General features: G+C 31.1%; 23 protein-coding genes and 1 pseudogene. All 24 read right to left on the reverse strand.

Annotated elements, in window-relative coordinates; translation table 11 throughout:
- Positions 1 to 163: 163 nt before the first annotated feature.
- Positions 164 to 589, reverse strand: coding sequence for an NTF2 fold immunity protein (locus tag J3U56_RS10560; RefSeq protein WP_267332786.1), 426 nt, complete (start codon positions 587 to 589; stop codon positions 164 to 166).
- 190 nt (positions 590 to 779) lie between these two features.
- Positions 780 to 1,796, reverse strand: a complete 1,017-nt coding sequence (locus tag J3U56_RS10565) for a hypothetical protein (RefSeq protein WP_267367627.1) — start codon at positions 1,794 to 1,796, stop codon at positions 780 to 782.
- Between the two features lie 246 nt (positions 1,797 to 2,042).
- Positions 2,043 to 2,417, reverse strand: a complete 375-nt coding sequence (locus tag J3U56_RS10570; protein WP_267332784.1) for an SMI1/KNR4 family protein — start codon at positions 2,415 to 2,417, stop codon at positions 2,043 to 2,045.
- A 396-nt stretch (positions 2,418 to 2,813) separates the two neighbouring features.
- On the reverse strand, positions 2,814 to 3,104 hold the full coding sequence (locus J3U56_RS10575; protein WP_267367629.1) for a hypothetical protein: 291 nt from the start codon (positions 3,102 to 3,104) through the stop codon (positions 2,814 to 2,816).
- A 328-nt stretch (positions 3,105 to 3,432) separates the two neighbouring features.
- Positions 3,433 to 3,894, reverse strand: a complete 462-nt coding sequence (locus J3U56_RS10580) for a hypothetical protein (RefSeq protein WP_267332782.1) — start codon at positions 3,892 to 3,894, stop codon at positions 3,433 to 3,435.
- A gap of 948 nt (positions 3,895 to 4,842) precedes the next feature.
- A complete protein-coding gene (locus J3U56_RS10585; RefSeq protein WP_267358447.1) occupies positions 4,843 to 5,043 on the reverse strand; it encodes a hypothetical protein in 201 nt (66 codons plus the stop codon).
- 215 nt (positions 5,044 to 5,258) lie between these two features.
- Positions 5,259 to 5,756 carry an immunity 26/phosphotriesterase HocA family protein gene (locus tag J3U56_RS10590; RefSeq protein WP_267332780.1) on the reverse strand — a complete coding sequence of 166 codons (498 nt, stop codon included), beginning with the start codon at positions 5,754 to 5,756 and terminating at the stop codon, positions 5,259 to 5,261.
- Positions 5,757 to 6,130: 374 nt separating this feature from the next.
- The gene (locus J3U56_RS12195; protein WP_416380351.1) at positions 6,131 to 6,373 is read right to left on the reverse strand and encodes an RHS repeat-associated core domain-containing protein; all 243 of its coding nucleotides are present in this window, start codon (positions 6,371 to 6,373) and stop codon (positions 6,131 to 6,133) included.
- A complete protein-coding gene (locus tag J3U56_RS12200) occupies positions 6,374 to 6,460 on the reverse strand; it encodes an RHS domain-containing protein (protein WP_416380352.1) in 87 nt (28 codons plus the stop codon).
- A gap of 625 nt (positions 6,461 to 7,085) precedes the next feature.
- A complete protein-coding gene (locus tag J3U56_RS10595) occupies positions 7,086 to 7,652 on the reverse strand; it encodes a hypothetical protein (protein WP_267332778.1) in 567 nt (188 codons plus the stop codon).
- A gap of 182 nt (positions 7,653 to 7,834) precedes the next feature.
- Positions 7,835 to 9,328 (reverse strand): hypothetical protein, encoded by a 1,494-nt coding sequence (locus J3U56_RS10600; protein ID WP_267367631.1) that lies wholly within the window; start codon positions 9,326 to 9,328, stop codon positions 7,835 to 7,837.
- A 98-nt stretch (positions 9,329 to 9,426) separates the two neighbouring features.
- Positions 9,427 to 10,074, reverse strand: a complete 648-nt coding sequence (locus J3U56_RS10605; RefSeq protein WP_267367634.1) for a hypothetical protein — start codon at positions 10,072 to 10,074, stop codon at positions 9,427 to 9,429.
- Positions 10,055 to 10,870: pseudogene (locus tag J3U56_RS10610) on the reverse strand (RHS repeat-associated core domain-containing protein); the annotation flags it as partial. The pseudogene J3U56_RS10610 and the gene J3U56_RS10605, both read right to left, overlap by 20 nt.
- Before the next feature lie 73 nt (positions 10,871 to 10,943).
- The gene (locus J3U56_RS10615) at positions 10,944 to 11,483 is read right to left on the reverse strand and encodes an imm11 family protein (RefSeq protein ID WP_267367640.1); all 540 of its coding nucleotides are present in this window, start codon (positions 11,481 to 11,483) and stop codon (positions 10,944 to 10,946) included.
- 555 nt (positions 11,484 to 12,038) lie between these two features.
- A complete protein-coding gene (locus tag J3U56_RS10620) occupies positions 12,039 to 12,635 on the reverse strand; it encodes a hypothetical protein (protein ID WP_267367642.1) in 597 nt (198 codons plus the stop codon).
- An 88-nt stretch (positions 12,636 to 12,723) separates the two neighbouring features.
- Entirely contained in the window at positions 12,724 to 13,320 is a 597-nt protein-coding gene (locus tag J3U56_RS10625) for a hypothetical protein (RefSeq protein WP_267367644.1), read from the reverse strand.
- A gap of 88 nt (positions 13,321 to 13,408) precedes the next feature.
- Entirely contained in the window at positions 13,409 to 14,005 is a 597-nt protein-coding gene (locus tag J3U56_RS10630; RefSeq protein WP_267367646.1) for a hypothetical protein, read from the reverse strand.
- 174 nt (positions 14,006 to 14,179) lie between these two features.
- Positions 14,180 to 14,623: a hypothetical protein gene (locus J3U56_RS10635; RefSeq protein ID WP_267344159.1), complete on the reverse strand. Its 444-nt coding sequence runs from the start codon at positions 14,621 to 14,623 to the stop codon at positions 14,180 to 14,182.
- 295 nt (positions 14,624 to 14,918) lie between these two features.
- A complete protein-coding gene (locus tag J3U56_RS10640) occupies positions 14,919 to 15,110 on the reverse strand; it encodes a hypothetical protein (RefSeq protein WP_267367648.1) in 192 nt (63 codons plus the stop codon).
- 438 nt (positions 15,111 to 15,548) lie between these two features.
- Positions 15,549 to 15,863: a hypothetical protein gene (locus J3U56_RS10645; RefSeq protein ID WP_267344160.1), complete on the reverse strand. Its 315-nt coding sequence runs from the start codon at positions 15,861 to 15,863 to the stop codon at positions 15,549 to 15,551.
- Positions 15,864 to 15,902: 39 nt separating this feature from the next.
- Positions 15,903 to 16,127: a hypothetical protein gene (locus J3U56_RS10650; RefSeq protein ID WP_267344161.1), complete on the reverse strand. Its 225-nt coding sequence runs from the start codon at positions 16,125 to 16,127 to the stop codon at positions 15,903 to 15,905.
- Between the two features lie 183 nt (positions 16,128 to 16,310).
- Entirely contained in the window at positions 16,311 to 16,895 is a 585-nt protein-coding gene (locus tag J3U56_RS10655) for a hypothetical protein (RefSeq protein WP_267367651.1), read from the reverse strand.
- Positions 16,896 to 17,147: 252 nt separating this feature from the next.
- Positions 17,148 to 17,720 carry an imm11 family protein gene (locus J3U56_RS10660; RefSeq protein WP_267367653.1) on the reverse strand — a complete coding sequence of 191 codons (573 nt, stop codon included), beginning with the start codon at positions 17,718 to 17,720 and terminating at the stop codon, positions 17,148 to 17,150.
- Between the two features lie 37 nt (positions 17,721 to 17,757).
- Positions 17,758 to 18,222 (reverse strand): imm11 family protein (locus J3U56_RS10665; RefSeq protein WP_267367655.1); only part of this gene is annotated, 465 nt, incomplete at its 5' end.

Raw genomic sequence — 18,222 nt, forward strand, 5'->3', positions numbered from 1 at the left:
AAAAAGGTAAATAGAGATAACAACTCATCAAATGAAATAAATTCATTTCGTTTATTGAGCTTATATTGGCTGGTAGTGATATCTATAATTTCAGGCATACAGCTTAGCAATCGAATAACGACAATTATCAAGTTAAAGCGATGTTACAAGCCGTTATCCCTTTTTATAATGAAAATTTTTCCCATTTATTGTCAGACTTATCAAATATTTCTTTTTTATCAATTCGCCATTGTTTATGAGTATATATTAAGGAATAACGAAACTGACTTTTAAATTCTGTATGTTGTTGCGTATAAATGAGTAGTTTGTTTTCTGATAGTTGTTCTGTTTTTAGTATTTCTTCATCGGGTGAATACTCTGGTGGATATCCACAGTCTAATGAAACTTGGCGACCGTACTTTCTTTCTTTAATAGTACAATACTGATTGAATATAGTATTTAACTCACTTCTCATCTTATCTTTTAAAGGCTCGTCATCCTCACCATTTTCGATTAGCTCGCAAAGTGGTTCACAATATCCTTCCCACTTATTCATATCCGTTATAAAATTTTTTAACACTGATACAGCCTGCTGTACATTTTTTTCCATATTATTCCTTAACTAACAAATATATATTTTCTTTCCATTTCTTTAAACTTTGAATGATTGATCCTAAGGCGATCTATTTTATGGCAGGTTATTTAACAACAATAACCCAATGCTAATTCATTTCTCGATAAACGTCTAAAAATGAATCAATAAAAATCAGAAACAACGCTTCAATTCAATACGAATTAACTTAATCACTTTCTCTAATTTGTGCTAAAGCTTGTTCAAGACGACTAACGTTTTGATATTTATTAGCAGCAGTTGTTTTGTCTACTGACGCTAACCAATCATCTACTGCTGTTTTAAATAATTCTAAGCCATCTGGCGTCAGGTTTGACTTTTTAATCACCGTATCAGTCTTCAAATTTCCTTTTTTATCAAATGGTTCAACACCGATCAATAATTGATGTTGTTTTAAAAAAACCAATAAAGCAATTGAAGACTGTATGATAGGCTCAGGTAACTGATTGATTTTATTAGTAGCCAGTGACACAGCAACATCGTATACGATAAAATCGACTTCTTTGTTTTTATTTTCCCTAATCTTTGCCAAACCTTTTTCAAGACGGCTGACGTTTTGATATTTATCAGCAACAGTGCTCCTGTCTAGATAATTATACCAACCATCTACAGCCGTTTTATATAATTCTAAGCCATCAGGCGTCAGGTTTGACTTTTTAATTACCGTATTGGTTTTCAAATTTCCTTGTTCATCAAACGGCTCAACCCCAATTAATAATTCATGTTTTTTTAAAAAGCTCAATAAAGCTGTTGAGCTCTGCATGATGGGTTCTTGCCACCATTTGTTTTTATTTTTAGTAAGCAACATTGGTAAATTATGTAAAGCATAATCGTTTTCATCCCTTGCTTTTATAAAATCTCTAATTTCGGTTAAACCATTTTCAAGTCGATTGAAGTTTTGATATTTATTAGCAGCACTACTCCTGTCTAAATATTTTAACCAACTATTTACAACTGTTTTAAATAATTCTAAGCCATCAGGCGTCAGGTTTGACTTTTTAATTATTGTATTAGTTTTTAATTTTCCTTGTTCATCAAACGGTTCAACACCAATCAATAAATCATGTTTTTTTAAAAAACGCATTAAAGCTGTTGAAATTTTAGTGCTATGCTCTTGCCAAAGATTTGTTTTATTTTTAGCTATCAACATGGGCAAATCATATAAAATAGGATCTGGTTTATCCATTATTTTCTTCCTCCCACTTTTGATACGCTACAGTTAATAATATTATGTTAGTTAAGCTTTACGACTATATTTCGCAAAAATTAGGACCACTTTGGGCATTTTTCTTTTTTATTATTCATGAGCAAATATTCAAAGCATTATACCGAGTTATTGCTCCAATCAATCCACTATTTTATATTCAACTATCATCAGCTTAATGGTATAAGAAAACGAAGCAATTCATTTTGAATAGTGTTTTCAGATACATCATTTAACATATTTTCCTAAGTGATAAATATCAGTTGCTTCTTTATCCATGTCAAGGCAGCCTAACGCCCCCAAATCCAAACTATATATATAATTAGATTCATTATCTTTTTTTACAGATACAAAATAGCCTATATCACCATCTTGACCGATTAAAAAATAATTAGGCTCAACGTCTTGTATATTATAGGTACTATTTCTCTCTTTAATATTATTTATATTATAGATGTATATGTACTCTTCCCTTTCATTGATTAATTCATATGGCTCTTTATCTTGAACCTCTTCGGATAAAAATTTTACATACAAATTCGGAAATTTAATATTCATCTCTTGCTCAAGAATATTCAACATTTCAATAACTCTTTTTTCCATCTAAAATTCTCCATTCAACGAATAGGGTATAATTCAAAAACAAAATTGTTAGTATTAAAGTTAGCATATCATCAAAATATTTTTAGCCTTTTTTTAAAGCTTGTAAAAAAAGCTTTGGTGACTATTGTTTTAAACCATTCAGATGAAGTATGTTTAATGCATCTCTATCGAATAGCGTCCTCTGATATTTCATAAAATATCTTGTTTCAGATTAATGCAATTTCAACAATAACAACTTTGAAAGTAGATATTTACCTAATGTTGTCATTTTTCTCATGAAGAATCTTAATAAACAAACTATGTATGTCATGACAAAATTTTGAATTCTCAATGAGATCAGGTAACACAAGTACATAATAAAAGACCTGGTTAAACTGCAAATTTATATCATAGGGTTCAAAAATCAGAAGCATTATCGAATTCAAATAAAGTTGCTATTCCATTTAACTGTGTGCTTTTTGCTTCAATTAAAAAACAACCTTCCCCTTGTAAATCTAAATTGTAACCATGATTATCATGATAATCTCGCATTTCATCATTTTTATAACAAAATAGAAACTCTTCATCTCTAAAACTACTTTGTTCATATTTATAATTAATAGATGATAATTTTTTAATTAATGAAAACCATACATCATCGACGGATTTATCGGTATAAAATCCATACATATTACCAGTCCATTCCATATTTTCCCCTCAAACTCACTCACAATAGTAAATTCTTGTTAATATCGCTTTGAAGTTTATTTTTTTATCTCAGTAAAATGTTTTCTATGTATCGTCTTAAAAAAACATTTTGTCGTTTAACTATTTTAGACTTAGCGCTATCAACTTTAAATAAAATAGAGTGTTATTCTTTTATTTAATGCCCGATGATGTTTTACGATATATCGGTCTAAGGCATCATAGGCGTTCGGTAAGTTTAATTTTTTAATGGGAGATTTCGGTTAAACGCTGGTGGCGTTTTATATGCTAAGTAAGGTAAATAATGCCTTAAGTTCTATTCATTCTAGTGTCACCATTCATCTATATCTTTTGCATCAATATCTTTTAACCATTTTTGATATTTTTCTGGATCTTTGGCAATCAATGTTTTTAATTTTTCAAACACTTCGTTTATCCCTGAAGGATCCACTTTATATTTATTAAATACAAAAATAATTCCCTCTTCTATGGTATCAAGCATATAAAACATTTGTTGTGTGTAACAATTAAACGTTTTATAAGGTATAAAAATTGAGAAATTAACCACTTTTCGTTTTGACGAGGCTAACGGGCCGTAAACTAAATCTTTGTTTTCTAGTGTGGCAGAGATAGTAAAGAATAAATCATAATCTGTTGTTTTAAATAATTTGTCATAATATGGAAGCGTTTTGTTTAATTTATTAAGATTTTCTATCAACGGATTAAAAACCGTATTTCTAATTTCATAATAAACGCCAACTTCAGCCCACAAAAATGGAAAATTAATTTTCATTACATGGCCTTTCGGTTTATCACTGTTTTTGGTTTAAGTAAAATTTTAGATAGTTATAACTTTTTATCTATAATAACTCATTTTATACATAATCCTATTGCATAACACAATTCTTCAATAAAAAACTAACATGATCCTATAATTACAAGACCTGAAGGCAGTTGTAGGCTTTGTTCGCACGGTCTTATTTGGTGTTTGTTGATACGAACTTCAATTAGGCGACGTACGGCATCGTAGTGGTAATAATAGGTACTGCTGGCGGTCTGTTTGCTGTGGGCGCATCCCGTTTTCGTCGTAGGTGTATAAAGGTGGTGTTAATTTGTTTGCTTAGTTAATTGTATCGATGGCTGCGTGTGCCTTAAGCGTTGGTTTCACTTAAAAGCATATCCTTAAAACGGTAGCTGAAATGATGTGTTGGCTTCGGCTAGGGTCAATGTAATGGTAATTTGAAAAGATGATAACTTGAAAACAGATTAGCCCTTCAAACTTTATCTTGGCAACCTCGTTCTTTTCCTATTTAGTAGACTATAGTTATAACTTGTTCCATCCAAACCTTAATAAAGGTCTTGCGCTCGAGTCTTTATACTAGTGTAAATATTCTTCTTTAGTTAAAGGTTTTTGGATAGGTGCTGGCGGTGTTACATCAGAGGAAAAAAACTTTGAGATTCATCCCAATTAATGCCATTTTCATAGAATTTAAGTAGATGTATTTGGATATCTTTAGAACTTCCATGCATTCCCACATTCTCTTTTGTATGAATAATATCTAAGTGATCTTTTACGGTTAGCTGTGGAATCAAAACTTTTTGATCTACAAAAGTATATCTATCATCAATTTACACCAGACCTATTTTTTCAGCTAATGGACCTGTATAAGTGATAATTTTAGGCTGCTGTGGGCGTACATTTTTTCGTACATGTTCATCTTGTATAGAAACGAATAACTCTTTAAGTGTGTGCAGCTACTGAATAGGTAAATAAAATATTAACCTTATTCAGGTCTACCCCATCCCATTCATCTTTATCATTAAATATATTAAAAAACTCCATCCAATGGTTTTTTCTGGATTGCGCTAATGAATACAACCCATCTTTTATATAGACGCCGAATACTGTATTTTCTTGACTGCGTTGTTTTTTGATTAACATTTCTTTCCACCAGTTTTTTAAGTATTTATTAAAAAACACATACAATTTTATTATGAAAAAAAGATAATATTCATGTTTAGTATTAGTTATTAGTTATTAGTTATTAGTATAGTAATTATTTTTCAATGCAAATTAAGTTGATATCAAATGATTATTTTAATTCATTAGATAACTAAATTGATATCCATAATAAAAATAGATGCCATAAAGAAAACTTAATGTATATTCAGCTTAATATTAAAATTTTTCATTAATTGTTTAATATGATAATCATTGAGTGGCGATACGCGAGGCAAAGATTCAGCTTCTTTTTCAGATATCAATGTTTCATTTTGCCATATGTCTACTTTTTTAAACCAAGGCTCTATCCCATATGTAAAATATACATTTTGCATATTACTGGGTGAGTAGTTTTGTTGATGCCCAATTATTCTCCAATCACCTTCAAATTTTCTATCAAATAGTAAATAGCTATCTAATATTACCGGATCAATCATTCGGTGAGCATTTCTAATTTTTGCTTCTGATAAATCTGGAGAATTGGAAATAATATCAAAAATCTCAGCAATATGGCCAACTATAAATTTAATAACAATTCTTCCAAAACAATAATTTTGATTATCTAATTTAAAACAGAATATGTCTCCTGCTTTAATGTAGCGTAACATCGTACGAGGTTTTTTATCCCAACCCCATATTTTAAAATCATTCATTAGCACTTTCCTTTCCCTGACTTACCCTTCTTTACATCACTCGCTTTTTTAATGTTATAGGCTTATTTAAATATTTTAGCTCTGTCATCATTATGCTGATAGTTAAAGGAATTATATTTATTTCCTCTATTTGTAGAAGACATTTTTTCTTCTATTTTACCAGTTTTCGTTCCATACGTTTCAATATACTATTGTTCATAACCTCTTGCGTGCCCATATATAATATTTTTTCTAATACTTCCATTCATCCAGATGCAGATAATCTTCCAGTTTCTCGATGTTCAATCGTTCTTCTGTCAATGTCATTGGTAATGTCAATATAGCAAGGTTCTCTAGCTCCTTGGTCATATAATGCATAAACAAAATATCCAGGTTCATCTGTCGATATTAACCCCCAAGGATCGAATCCACATCACCCCATTAGGCGCATACTGATACAGATTAAACCCACTCGATAGCCCAATCGGGTCCAGCTGCGTGAATCTGCCTATATCAGGGTCATAGTACCTAAAAGTATTGTAATGTAAGCCCGTTTCTCTGTCTAAATACTGTCCCTGATACCTTAGGTTCTGTTGTATCTGGCTGTGTTCGATTTCCTGTATCGGTTTGCCCCACAGCTAATAGCTACACGTCCATACAATGTGACCGTCTTCATCAGTAAGCTCTTCCGGTGCACCATTTACATCGGTGTGGTAGTACAGCACTTTTTGTTCCGTACCGGTGTTGCTGTCTATTCGTGCCAGTGGTTAGTAGCTGCTTTCAACGGTATAGATATATACGCTGTGCTGTTTGTTTGGGCTGGTTTCTTGAATCATGCGTAAACCATCCCACAGGAAACGAGTTCGGTTATACGCTTTGCCTGCTAGGTCTATTTGGTGTTTTTCAATACGTCGGCCTAAGGCGTCGTAGAGGTAGCCATAGCGTTCAGTACGGTTTAATTTTTCGATACGAACTTCGATTAAGCGGTGTTCGGCATCGTAGTGGTAATACTGGGTACCGCTGGCGGTCTGTTTGCTGTGGGTGCGACCGTGTTCGTCGTAGGTGTATAAAGGTGGCGGTAATTTGTTTACTTAGTTAATTGTAGTGATGGCTGCGTGTGCCTTAAGCGTTGGTTTCACTTAAAAGCATATCCTTAAAACGGTAGCTGAAATGATGTGTTGGCTTCGGCTACGGTCAATGTAATGGTAATTTGGGAAAGGTGATAAATTAAAAGCAGATTCGCGCTTCAAAATTTATCTTGGCAACCTCGTTCTTTTCCTATTTAGTAGACTATAGTTATAACTTGTTCCATCCAAACCTTAATAAAGTTTTTGCATACAAGTTTTTATACTAGTGCAAATAATCTTCTTTGGTTAAAGGTTTTTGGGTAGGTGCTGGTGGTATTACATCAGGAAATAAAAATTTTTTAGATTCATCCCAATTGACTCCCGTTTCGTAAAATTTAAGTATACGTTTTTGGATATCTTTAGAATCTCCGTGCATGCCTGCTAATTCTTTTGTATGAATAATATCTAAATAATCTTTTACAGTTAATTGAGGAATCAAAACTTTATTATCTACGGTATCATATCTGTCATCCATTTCCACCAGACCTCTTGTACCAGCCAAAATATCTGTTATTGCAATAATTCTAGATTGCTGTGGGCGTACATTTTTTCGTACATGTTCATCTTGTATAGAAACGAATAACTCTTTAAGTCTGTGTGCTGCCACTGAATAGGTAAATAAGATATTAACCTTATTCAGGTCTACCCCATCCCATTCATCTTTATCATTAAATATATTAAAAAACTCCATCCAATGGTTTTTTCTGGATTGCGCTAATGAATACAACCCATCTTTTATATAGACACCGAATACTGTATTTTCTTGACTGCGTTGTTTTTTAATTAACATTTCTTTCCACTTGTTTTAGATTTGGTTTTATTTTTTAATGCTCCTCCGCCTCAGTTAAGTATTCCTACTGCTTTGAAATATATAGTTAAAGCGTACGAAGTTTTGGTTTTCAATGCGGCTGTCTTGGTTTCGTCTTTGGCCTCGTAGGTTAGCAATCGCATCGTATTATAGTAGTATTTATATTATTCCAAAGAGTTATTTTTGTTTACAAATAACTTTCCACCGACTGATAAATTTTTAGGCAATCTTTTAACATTTGTATTGACTAAATTTAAATTTCCATCAACTGACAAATTGTCAGGCAATATATCGATTGAAGTGTTAGTTAAATTCAAATAACCAGCAATTTTTAAATTTTCTGGTAATTTTTTTATATTAGAAAATCCCAAATCTAAACTGCCGTTGATAGAAAAATCTTCAGGTAAAATTTTGATTGGAGTATGTCTTAGAATTATATCACCATTAACAATAATATTTTTTGATACAAACTCAATTTTTGAAAACTCACAGTTTAAAGAGCCACTAACAAATAAATTTTCCGGCAATGTTCTTATATCACTATAGCTCAGATCTAAATTGCCACCAATAAACAAATTTTTGGGTAAAAATTTAATTTTAGTGTTTCTTAGATTTAAATTTCCTTGAAGGGAAAAATTTTCAGGTAATAATTCAATATTACTATATTTCAAATCTAAATTGCCGAGAATAATTAAATCATGAGGTAAAATTTTAATTTGTGTGTGACTTAAATCTAAATTACCTTTAATTAACATTTTTTTTGGTAATATTTTTATTTTTTTTGATTTTACATTCAAATTACCGCCAATTGTTAAATTATCAGGCAATGTTTCTATTTCTGTGTTTATTAATTCTAAACTTCCACCTATAAAAAAATTGTCAGGTAAATTTTTAATTTTCGTGTTTTTTATGAATAGATCACCACCAATTAATAAACTTTTAGGCAACTGTTCGATATCTGTATTATCTAGACTTAGAAATCCCTTAATTGATAGATTTTCTGGCAATACTTTTATATTAGATGAATTCAAAATTAAAAAACCATTAATAATAAAATTATCTGGTAATGTTTTTATTTTTGTAAATGCTAAATCTAAACTTCCTTTAACATTTAAATCATCAGGTAACATATATATTTCTGTATGATTTAAACTTAAAAAACCACCAACAGATAAATTATTAGGTAAAATCTTAACGTTAGAATATTCTAAATATAAATCACCCTTTATAGATAAATTATCAGGCAATGTTTCTATTTTCGTATGAGCAAGTAATAAATTACCATTCACACATAGATTTTTAGGTAATACATTAATTTTTGTATATCTTAAATCTAAACTACCACGAACATCCAAATTTTGGGGTAACATTTTAATTTTTGTATTTCTTAAATACAAATTACCATCAACACGTATTTTATTAGGTAATGACTTAATTTTTGTATATGCTAAATTTAAATTTTTCTTAACAAATAAATTTTCTGGTAATATGTTAATATTTAGGTATTCTAAATTTAAATTACCGTTAACAATCAAATTATTAGGCAATGTTTTAATTTTAGTATATCTTAAATCTAAATCATTATGAATATAAATATATTGGTCTCTTATATTAAATTTAATTTTTTTCTCATTGAGAAAATCAAAAAAAGCATTCAAACATATATCCTTTAACTAATAAACATGTTAATTTTTTATGGTATGTTGGCTATTATTGCAGTTCAAGATAAGTAATAAAGATTTAATGAACATGTTTTTTATGGGTAGAGTTGTTCTTCATAACCATTAGGATATTTACTTGTTATTTTAACTAATTCCCCTTTGTTGTATTCAAAAAAATTGGTAAAGCATGTACACTCATTTGTTTCATGTTGTCTGATTTTAACATTTATCTCTGTAAGCTTATCATCATTATAAATATATTCCCAAACTCCATATCCATATTTAGAATAATTTATCCAATATTTTGCTTGCTTTTTTTCATTTATCAAAAATGAAATATTACGTACATCATTTGTACCACTTGCAAAATAGATTGATTCAATATGATTTTCATCATAAAAATAGTACTCTTTATTAACAATATTTTCTGATTGACCATAAATTTCAATTAAAAGCAAATTATTATTATTATCAAAGTAATATACATGTGTATAATCGATATTTTTTGGTAATGCCTTTAATTCTCTACCCTTTTTGAAACCATCTAGCTGAAAATCAAATGGTTTAATATTAACACTTGGACCTTTAGATATTTTTTTATATGCAAATTCTGACAAAGCATTTTGATAATATTCATCATTTATTTTTTTGGGGGACAACATAATATTTTCATATTTTTTCTTAAGGATATTTATTATGTTAACTAAATTCAATTTTCCTAGTTTAATATTTAAATGTTCCATTTAATAGCTCCTTACCTATCTTTATCAATTCATTAGTGAATTCATTAGAGTCATTTATATTTATAAGTCTATTATAAACATTCTCCATATATATATCAGTATGAACTTTAGAATGAGCAATTGCTTTAGTTTGTGCCTTTGCTTTATCTTTAGAAGAAGTCGGTAAATATGCCCCATTTTCAAATGAATTTTTATCCACTTTTAGCACTTCCATCTTATCTCTAAGTTTTACCATTCTTACATCTTGTGAATTAGACATAACAATATGGTGTGCTGAATAATTATAGTTTGGCACAGGTACATGCGCATTTTTCATATTAGTACGTAATTTTTTAGCATCTGTACGACAACTCCAGCCCCACGGATCAATCCAAGTCAACCCATTAGGCGCATACTGATACAGATTAAACCCACCCAGCAACCCAATCGGGTCCGGCTGCGTGAATCTGCCTATATCCGGGTCATAGTACCTGAAAGTATTGTAATGTAAGCCCGTTTCTCTGTCTAAATACTGCCCCTGATACCTCAGGTTTTGTTGTATCTGGCTGTGTTCGATCTCCTGTATCGGTTTGCCCCACAGCTGATAGCTGCATGCCCATACAATATGACCATCTTCATCAGTAAGTTCTTCCGGGGCACCGTTGACATCGGTGTGGTAGTACAGCACTTTCTGTTCCGTACCGGTGGTGGTCTCTACTCTGGCTAAGGGTTCATAGCCGCTTTCATCCGTGTAGATATAGACGCTTTTGCTTCTGTCGGTACGGGTTTCCTGAATCATGCTTAGCCCGTCCCACAGATGGCGTTTCGTTTATCAGATGTCTTTCCTGACTATTGTTAATAGCCAGGTTTACTAAATTGAATTATATGGATCAATCTATTCCTTTTACTTTATTTTTAATAAAAAACTGTCGTAATGACTCTGAAATCACAATTCGCCCTATAGATTCTTCACATCTTGCCATACAAAATTGTTCATTTATATTTTCTTTAAAGACCATTTTATAAAATTCTTTTGGTCCATCAGGCAAACTCTCTAATAATGGTATATATTCAGATTTATTCATATCAATACAGGATATTAAACGCAGAATATTTAATACCTTATAACCAGAATGGCTGCAACCATTAACAGTTATAGTTGCATCTATTAGCTGGACATCATGTAAAAAATCTTGATTGTTTGAAAGTAAATTGGCAAGTCTAGGCGAGATAAAAACAGGACCATCACTGAAATAAATATCATAAGAGAGTAAACGTTTTTCACTGACTTTTTTTTCTATTTTAAAAACTATTGGTTTATTTGATTGAATTTTTTTGCATTGTAAAAGTTCGTAATAATCATCTCCAGTTGAGATATATTGGAACCAATAACTATTAGGATAATTACTTATCATAAGTTCATAAATCATATCAACATCCATTAGACGACCTAATTGAATTTTTATTTAAAATAGTTTTTCCACTACGTAAACCAATTCTTCTTAAAAGTATTGTAATGTAAGCCAGTTTGTTTGTCTAAATATTGCTCTTGATAGCTTAGGATTCTGCTGTATTTCTGTTAGGTGGTGTTCTGTTCATAATGATAATGCTTGTCTGTGTTTGTTGTGGGGATATCTGTTTGCGTCGTAGGTGTATTACAGGCCACGGAAGTGAAGTAGCTGGTTAAAGCGGACCAGGTTCTGGTTGTCGGTACTGCTGTCTTGGTTGCGTCTTTTATCCAGCAGGTTGGCGGCGGCATCGTATTGTAGGGTTTCCCAGTAGGCTTGGTTGCGGCAGCTTTCGATTCGGCCGGTGACGTCATAATGGTAATCGGTCTGTCCCTGACGGGTGTTTTTTTACTCACCAATCTGTCCAGATTGTCGTACTGGTAACGGCGGTCGGTAAGAATGTCGGGCAGGATAGCCGAAAAGATTGGGAAAATCTTTTCGGCATGCTATTATGTTTTCAAAAGAATAAGTATTTTGCTATTTAACCTTGACTTTCTCTACACATACCCCAACTAATTTGATATTTTTTATCCTTTCATAAATACTTTCATATATTAGCAAACCCATTTCAGTACAGCATATTGGGTAAGGTGGATATTCGCTCTCAAGTAAAAACCTCGGCGCTCTTTCTAGTCTTGAGTGAAAATGGCATTCAGGGCAGACAAAAAGACGCTCATTTTCAGGAATAGGTTGTCCATCAAAAATATATGGTTTTTCACCTCTAAGTACAACGTAATCATATTTACTAATAAAAGTTATAAATGGCTGTTTATACTTCTCACTTTCCACTTTATTATAAATAGAACCTATATTTAAATGTTTTTCAGCCTCTTCACCCAGCAAATTCAATAAGCGCAGCGACATGATACTAGGTATCAGAAGACGACCTACCATTGGCATATCTAGGTTTTTCCTTATTTTCCCATTCGTAATCACATCCATACTACCGTGAGGTAGTTTTAGTCTATGGCAATAATGACAAAATTGCTCTCTGTTTTTAAGCTTCCATCTGGAATCAAGATCGAAAGTGTCTATTCCTGAATAATACAGGTGATAAAGTGGCTCACGCTTCATTTCTGTATACCTTATATCTGTTATTAATTATATTTTCCCAAACAGCACCAACAAGCCTGCTATTATGATTTCAAGAATACGTATCTTGCTATTTAATCTTGACTTTCTCTACACATACCCCAACTAATTTGATATTTTTCAGCCTTTCATAAATACTTTCATATAAAAGTAAACCCAAGTCCGTACAGCAAATTGGATATTGTGGATATTCGCTCTCAAGTAAAAACCACGGCGCTCTTTCTCTTCTTGAGTGAAAATGGCATTCAGGGCAGACAACTAGACGCTCATTTTCAGGAATAGGTTGTCCATCAAAAAGATATGGTTTTTCACCTCTCAGTACAACGTAATCATATTTACTAATAAAAGTTATAAATGGCTGTTTATGCTTTTCACTTTCCACTTTATTATAAATAGAACCTATATTTAAATGTTTTTCAGCCTCTTCACCCAGCAAATTTAATAAGCGCAGCGACATACTACTAGGTATCAGAAAATAGCCTGTATTAGCCATATCTAGGTTTTTCCTGATTTTCCCATCCGTAATCACATCCATACCCCCGTGAGGAAGTTTTAGTGTATGGCAATAATGACAAAATTGCTCTCTGTTTTTATGTTCCCATTCGGGAATGAGATCGACAGTAACCATTCCTGAACAATACAGGTGATAAAGTGGCTCACGCTTCATTTCTGTATACCTTATATCTGTTATTAATTATATTTTCCCAAACAGCATTAACAAGCCTGCTATTATGATTTCAAGAATACGTATCTTGCTATTTAACCTTGACTTTCTCTACACATACCCCAACTAATTTGATAGTTTTCAGCCTTTCATAAATACTTTCATATATTAGTAAACCAAATTCCGTACAGCATATTGGATATGGTGGATATTCGCGCTCAAATAAAAACCTTGGAGCTCTTTCTCTTCTTGAGTGGAAATGGCATTCAGGACAGACAACTAGACGATCATTCTCAGGAACAGGCTGTCCATCAAAAATATTTGGCGTTTCACCTCTCAGTACAACGTAATCATATTTACTAATAAAAGTCATAAATGGCTGTTTATGCTTTTCACTTTCCACTTTATTATAAATAAAACCTATATTTAAATGTTTTTCAGCCTCTTCACCCAGCAAATTCAATAAGCGCAGCGACATAATACTAGGTATCATAAGATCGCCTACCATGGGCATATCTAGGTTTTTTCTAATTTTGCCATCCGTAATCACATCCATACCACCGTGAGGTAGTTTTAGTCTATGGCAATAATGACAAAATTGCTCTCTGTTTTTATGCTCCCATTCGGGAACGATATCGACAGTGTCTATTCCTGAATAATACAGGTGATAAAGTGGTTCACGCTTCATGGATATTCCTTAAATTTACCATTATTTATATTTTTCCAAACAGCACTTTCAATATTCGTATTGTTTTGTGCATTAGTTTTGTGTTTTTCGATAAGAACTTTTATCAAATGGTTAGCTACTTTTGCAATCTATCTAAGGCAATAACGCCTTAAGCGCTGTAAATTTTTAAAATTTTCAGTCCTCTAGATCTTTTAGCCATTTTTGATATCTTTCCGGATCTTTGGCAATCAATGTTTTTAATGTTTCAAACACATCTTTTATTCCTGAAGGATCCACTTTATATTTATTAAATACAAAAATAATTCCCTCTGCGATGGTATCAAGAACATAGAACATTTGTTGCTTATAACAACTAAACGTTTTATAAGGTATAAAAATTGTGAAATAAACCACTTTGTTTTTTGACGATGTTGTCGGACCGTAGACTAAATTTTTGTGTTCTTGTGTAGCAGATATGGTAAATACTAATTCATAATCTGTTGTTTTAAACAATTTGTCATAATGTGGAAGTGTTTTGTTTAATTTATTGAGATTTGATCTCCACGGATTTAAAACCGTATTAGTAATCTCGTAACAAACGCCAACTTCAGCCCACAAGAATAAAAAATCAATTTTCATTACATCATCCTTTCGATTTATCACTGTTTTGATTTTAAGTGCTATTTTCCATTTAAACAACAATATATATTCAGCACAATTAAATTTTTTTAATGGGAGATTCAGTGAAAAAGCTGGTGGCGTTTTATATGCTAAGTAAGGTAAATAATGGCTTAAGTTTTATTCACTCTTGTGTCACGCTATCTAATTGCTGTTTGGCATAACTCACTACATCCTCAATACTCGATCGGTCTAAACTCGCTATCCTGTAGGTTGATGTGGCATGGTATTGTGGGCTACCCAGTAAGCTTGTCGTTTATTCTAAAATGAGATTTTTTAATTTATTCGATATAATTGCAGGAGGAAAATTGCTATTTTGATAAATGATAGTAGTGCCGCTATTAAATTCTATTTCAATTTGTTCAATATCCGTTTCTTGTTTTATTGTATATTCTGGTAACAGTAAGATCGTATTAGATTGTAATAGATCATTAAATGTTGTTTTCATTATCCCGTGATAATCACTTAAATTGATATAGTTTATATAATTGATGTTTTTGGACAATTTATTATCGATTGTTTCATACCCATTTCGCTGTTTTTTGGGAATGCATATTTCTATATTAAAAAGATTTAAAGTTGCCGTATACAAAAAAGCTGATTTCATCACACTTAATTGACAATCATTAATAAATGTCTATTTTCTGGAGTTGAAAAACACGCTAAAAACCACCTTTTTTATAACATCTACGATATCTAAATCTACCATACTCATATTTGACATCCATTTTTTAGCGCTTTAATCCATCAGGTATCATACAAAACAACGACACGGTGTGATACATGTAATTTTTGCCGTTCAATCGATGCCGTATAGTGTTACTCATTAAATCGGTCAATATTAAGATCACAGCACAGATAAAATAAAGTCTACCACTCAATCCCTTTAGTCACTATTGATATATATATTTAATCCATCATTAAAAGATTCTTTTAAAAAATTAATAAAATCAATAATTGATTGCGGTTGGAATTTTTTTATTTTAATAAGATTTTCAAGTTCTTTTATTAACGGCTGAATTTCCCCATATAGAATAATTGTATCAGCATAATAATCATCAAGTTTTTTTATTATTGAATACTGATTTATTGGTTTTGCTTTATTGAATAATTCATCGTAATCAAATTTTTCAAGTGAAAATATCGGTGAATTTTCATCTATTTCTTTTTGATTACTTGATGCTATAAAATCCAAAGCCATAAATACCTCATATTTTAATTATTATCTATTGTGAGATGTTTATCTTACTTCATTATTTTTACTTTCTCGAATTTTAGCTAAAGCTTTTTCAAGCCGACTAAGATTTTGATATTTGGTTGTAACTGTACTTCTAGCTAAATAATCAAACCATCCATCAACAGCAATATCAAATAACTCCTGACCTTCTGGTGTAAGGTTTGATTTTTTAAGAACCGTATCAGTTTTTAAATTACCCTCTTCATCAAACGGTTCAACATCGATCAATAATTCATGTTTTTTAAAAAACCAAATAAAGCTGTTGAGCTTTGCATAACGCTATCTTGCCACCATTTGTTTTTATTTCTAGTAAGCAACATTGGTAAATTATGTAAAGTATAATCAATTTCGTTCATTATTTTATTTCACTAACAGTTAACTATCGGGTCAGGCTACGTGAATATGTCTATATCAGTACGAAAATATGAAGTCATTATCAATATACTGTTTGGATAAATTTATTCCTTTTACTTTATTTTTTATAAAAAACTGTCGTAACGACTCTGACATCATAATTCGCCCTATAGATTCTTCACATCTTGCCATACAAAATTGCTCATTTATATTTTCTTTTAAGACCATTTTATAAAATTTCATTGGTCCATCAGGATAATCATCTAATATTGGTACATATTCAGATTTATTCATATCAATACAGGATATTAAACGAAGAAAATTTAATACTTTATAACCAGAATAGCTGCAACCATTAACAGTTATAGTTGCATCTATTAGCTGGACATCATTTAAAAAATCTTGATTGCTTGAAAGTAAATTGGCAAGTCTAGGCGAGATAAAAACAGGACCACTACTGAAATAAATATCATAAGAGAATAAACGTTTTTCACTTACTTTTTTTTCTAATTTAAAAACTATTGGGTTATTCGATTGAATCTTTTTGCATTGTAAAAGTTCGTAATAATCATCTCCTGTTGAGACATATTGGAACCAATAACGATCAGGATAACAAGAAGATATCATAAGTTCATAAATCATAACAACATCCTTTAAAATGCTTAATTGAATTTTTATTTAAAATAGTTTTCCACTACGTGGTTCAATTCTTTTTGTTTTTATTTGTTTCTTTATGGTTTCTTTATATTGTTTTTATGTCCAATTTTCCTTTTGACCCTTGTTATGAATTTCTTTCATTTAAGTTTGCATAAGCTGATGTAGCGGATTAAGTTGAATAAATCTACCTACATCAGATCGCTGTACTTTAACGTATTGTAATAGATGGCTTCACTATTATCCATAGATAGGTTGATTACATGATGTGGATAAATCTATTCCTTTTACTTTATTTTCTATAAAAAACTGTCGTAACGACTCTGAAATCACAATTATCCCTTCAGATTCTTCACACCTTGCCATACAAAATTGCTCATTTATATTTTCTTTAAAGACCATTTTATAAAATTCTTTTGGTCCATCAGGATAACTCTCTAATAATGGTATATATTCAGATTTATTCATATCAATACAGGATATTAAACGAAGAAAATTTAATGCCTTATAACCAGAATAGCTACGACCATTAACTATTATTGTCGCATCTATTAGCTGGACATCATGTAAAAAATCTTGATTGCTTGAAAGTAAATTGGCAAGTCTAGGCGAGATAAATTCAGGACCATCACTAAAATAGAAATCATAAGATAATAAACGCTTTTCACTGACTTTGTCTTTTAATTTAAAAACTAAGGGTTTATTTGTTTGAATCTTCTTGCATTGCAAAAATTCGTAAAGATCAACGACAGTTGAGTCATATTGGAACCAATAACGATTAGCATAATTACCTATCATAAATTCATAAATCATAACAACATCCTTTAAAAGGTTTACTTAAACTTCACTATTATCCATAGACAGTTTGATGACATGATGTGTATAAATCTATTCCTTTTACTTTATTTTTTATAAAAAACTGTCGTAATGACTCTGACATCACAATCTTCCCTTCAGATTCTTCACACCTTGCCATACAAAATTGCTCATTTATATCTTCTTTAAAGACCATTTTATAAAATTTCATCGGTCCATCAGGATAATCATCTAATATTGGTACATATTCCGATTTATTCATATCAATACAGGATATTAAACGAAGAATATTTAATACTTTATAACCAGAATAGCTGCAACCATTAACTATTATTGTCGCATCTATTAGCTGGACATCATGTAAAAAATCTTGATTGCTTGAAAGTAAATTGGCAAGTCTAGGCGAGATAAAAACAGGACCATCACTAAAATAAAAATCATAAGAGAATAAACGCTTTTCACTGACTTTGTCTTTTAATTTAAAAACTAAGGGTTTATT

Origin of the sequence: Gilliamella sp. B2824 (assembly GCF_026536245.1) — a bacterium.
In the GTDB taxonomy this organism is placed as follows: domain Bacteria; phylum Pseudomonadota; class Gammaproteobacteria; order Enterobacterales; family Orbaceae; genus Gilliamella.

Coding starts and splice junctions, on each gene's coding strand:
- J3U56_RS10560 (WP_267332786.1), bottom strand. CDS start 589: ATGGAAAAAAATGTACAGCAGGCTGTATCAGTGTTAAAAAATTTTATA.
- J3U56_RS10565 (WP_267367627.1), bottom strand. CDS start 1,796: ATGGATAAACCAGATCCTATTTTATATGATTTGCCCATGTTGATAGCT.
- J3U56_RS10570 (WP_267332784.1), bottom strand. CDS start 2,417: ATGGAAAAAAGAGTTATTGAAATGTTGAATATTCTTGAGCAAGAGATG.
- J3U56_RS10575 (WP_267367629.1), bottom strand. CDS start 3,104: ATGGAATGGACTGGTAATATGTATGGATTTTATACCGATAAATCCGTC.
- J3U56_RS10580 (WP_267332782.1), bottom strand. CDS start 3,894: ATGAAAATTAATTTTCCATTTTTGTGGGCTGAAGTTGGCGTTTATTAT.
- J3U56_RS10585 (WP_267358447.1), bottom strand. CDS start 5,043: ATGTTAATCAAAAAACAACGCAGTCAAGAAAATACAGTATTCGGCGTC.
- J3U56_RS10590 (WP_267332780.1), bottom strand. CDS start 5,756: ATGAATGATTTTAAAATATGGGGTTGGGATAAAAAACCTCGTACGATG.
- J3U56_RS10595 (WP_267332778.1), bottom strand. CDS start 7,652: ATGTTAATTAAAAAACAACGCAGTCAAGAAAATACAGTATTCGGTGTC.
- J3U56_RS10605 (WP_267367634.1), bottom strand. CDS start 10,074: ATGGAACATTTAAATATTAAACTAGGAAAATTGAATTTAGTTAACATA.
- J3U56_RS10615 (WP_267367640.1), bottom strand. CDS start 11,483: ATGATTTATGAACTTATGATAAGTAATTATCCTAATAGTTATTGGTTC.
- J3U56_RS10620 (WP_267367642.1), bottom strand. CDS start 12,635: ATGAAGCGTGAGCCACTTTATCACCTGTATTATTCAGGAATAGACACT.
- J3U56_RS10625 (WP_267367644.1), bottom strand. CDS start 13,320: ATGAAGCGTGAGCCACTTTATCACCTGTATTGTTCAGGAATGGTTACT.
- J3U56_RS10630 (WP_267367646.1), bottom strand. CDS start 14,005: ATGAAGCGTGAACCACTTTATCACCTGTATTATTCAGGAATAGACACT.
- J3U56_RS10635 (WP_267344159.1), bottom strand. CDS start 14,623: ATGAAAATTGATTTTTTATTCTTGTGGGCTGAAGTTGGCGTTTGTTAC.
- J3U56_RS10640 (WP_267367648.1), bottom strand. CDS start 15,110: ATGAAAACAACATTTAATGATCTATTACAATCTAATACGATCTTACTG.
- J3U56_RS10645 (WP_267344160.1), bottom strand. CDS start 15,863: ATGGCTTTGGATTTTATAGCATCAAGTAATCAAAAAGAAATAGATGAA.
- J3U56_RS10655 (WP_267367651.1), bottom strand. CDS start 16,895: ATGATTTATGAACTTATGATATCTTCTTGTTATCCTGATCGTTATTGG.
- J3U56_RS10660 (WP_267367653.1), bottom strand. CDS start 17,720: ATGATTTATGAATTTATGATAGGTAATTATGCTAATCGTTATTGGTTC.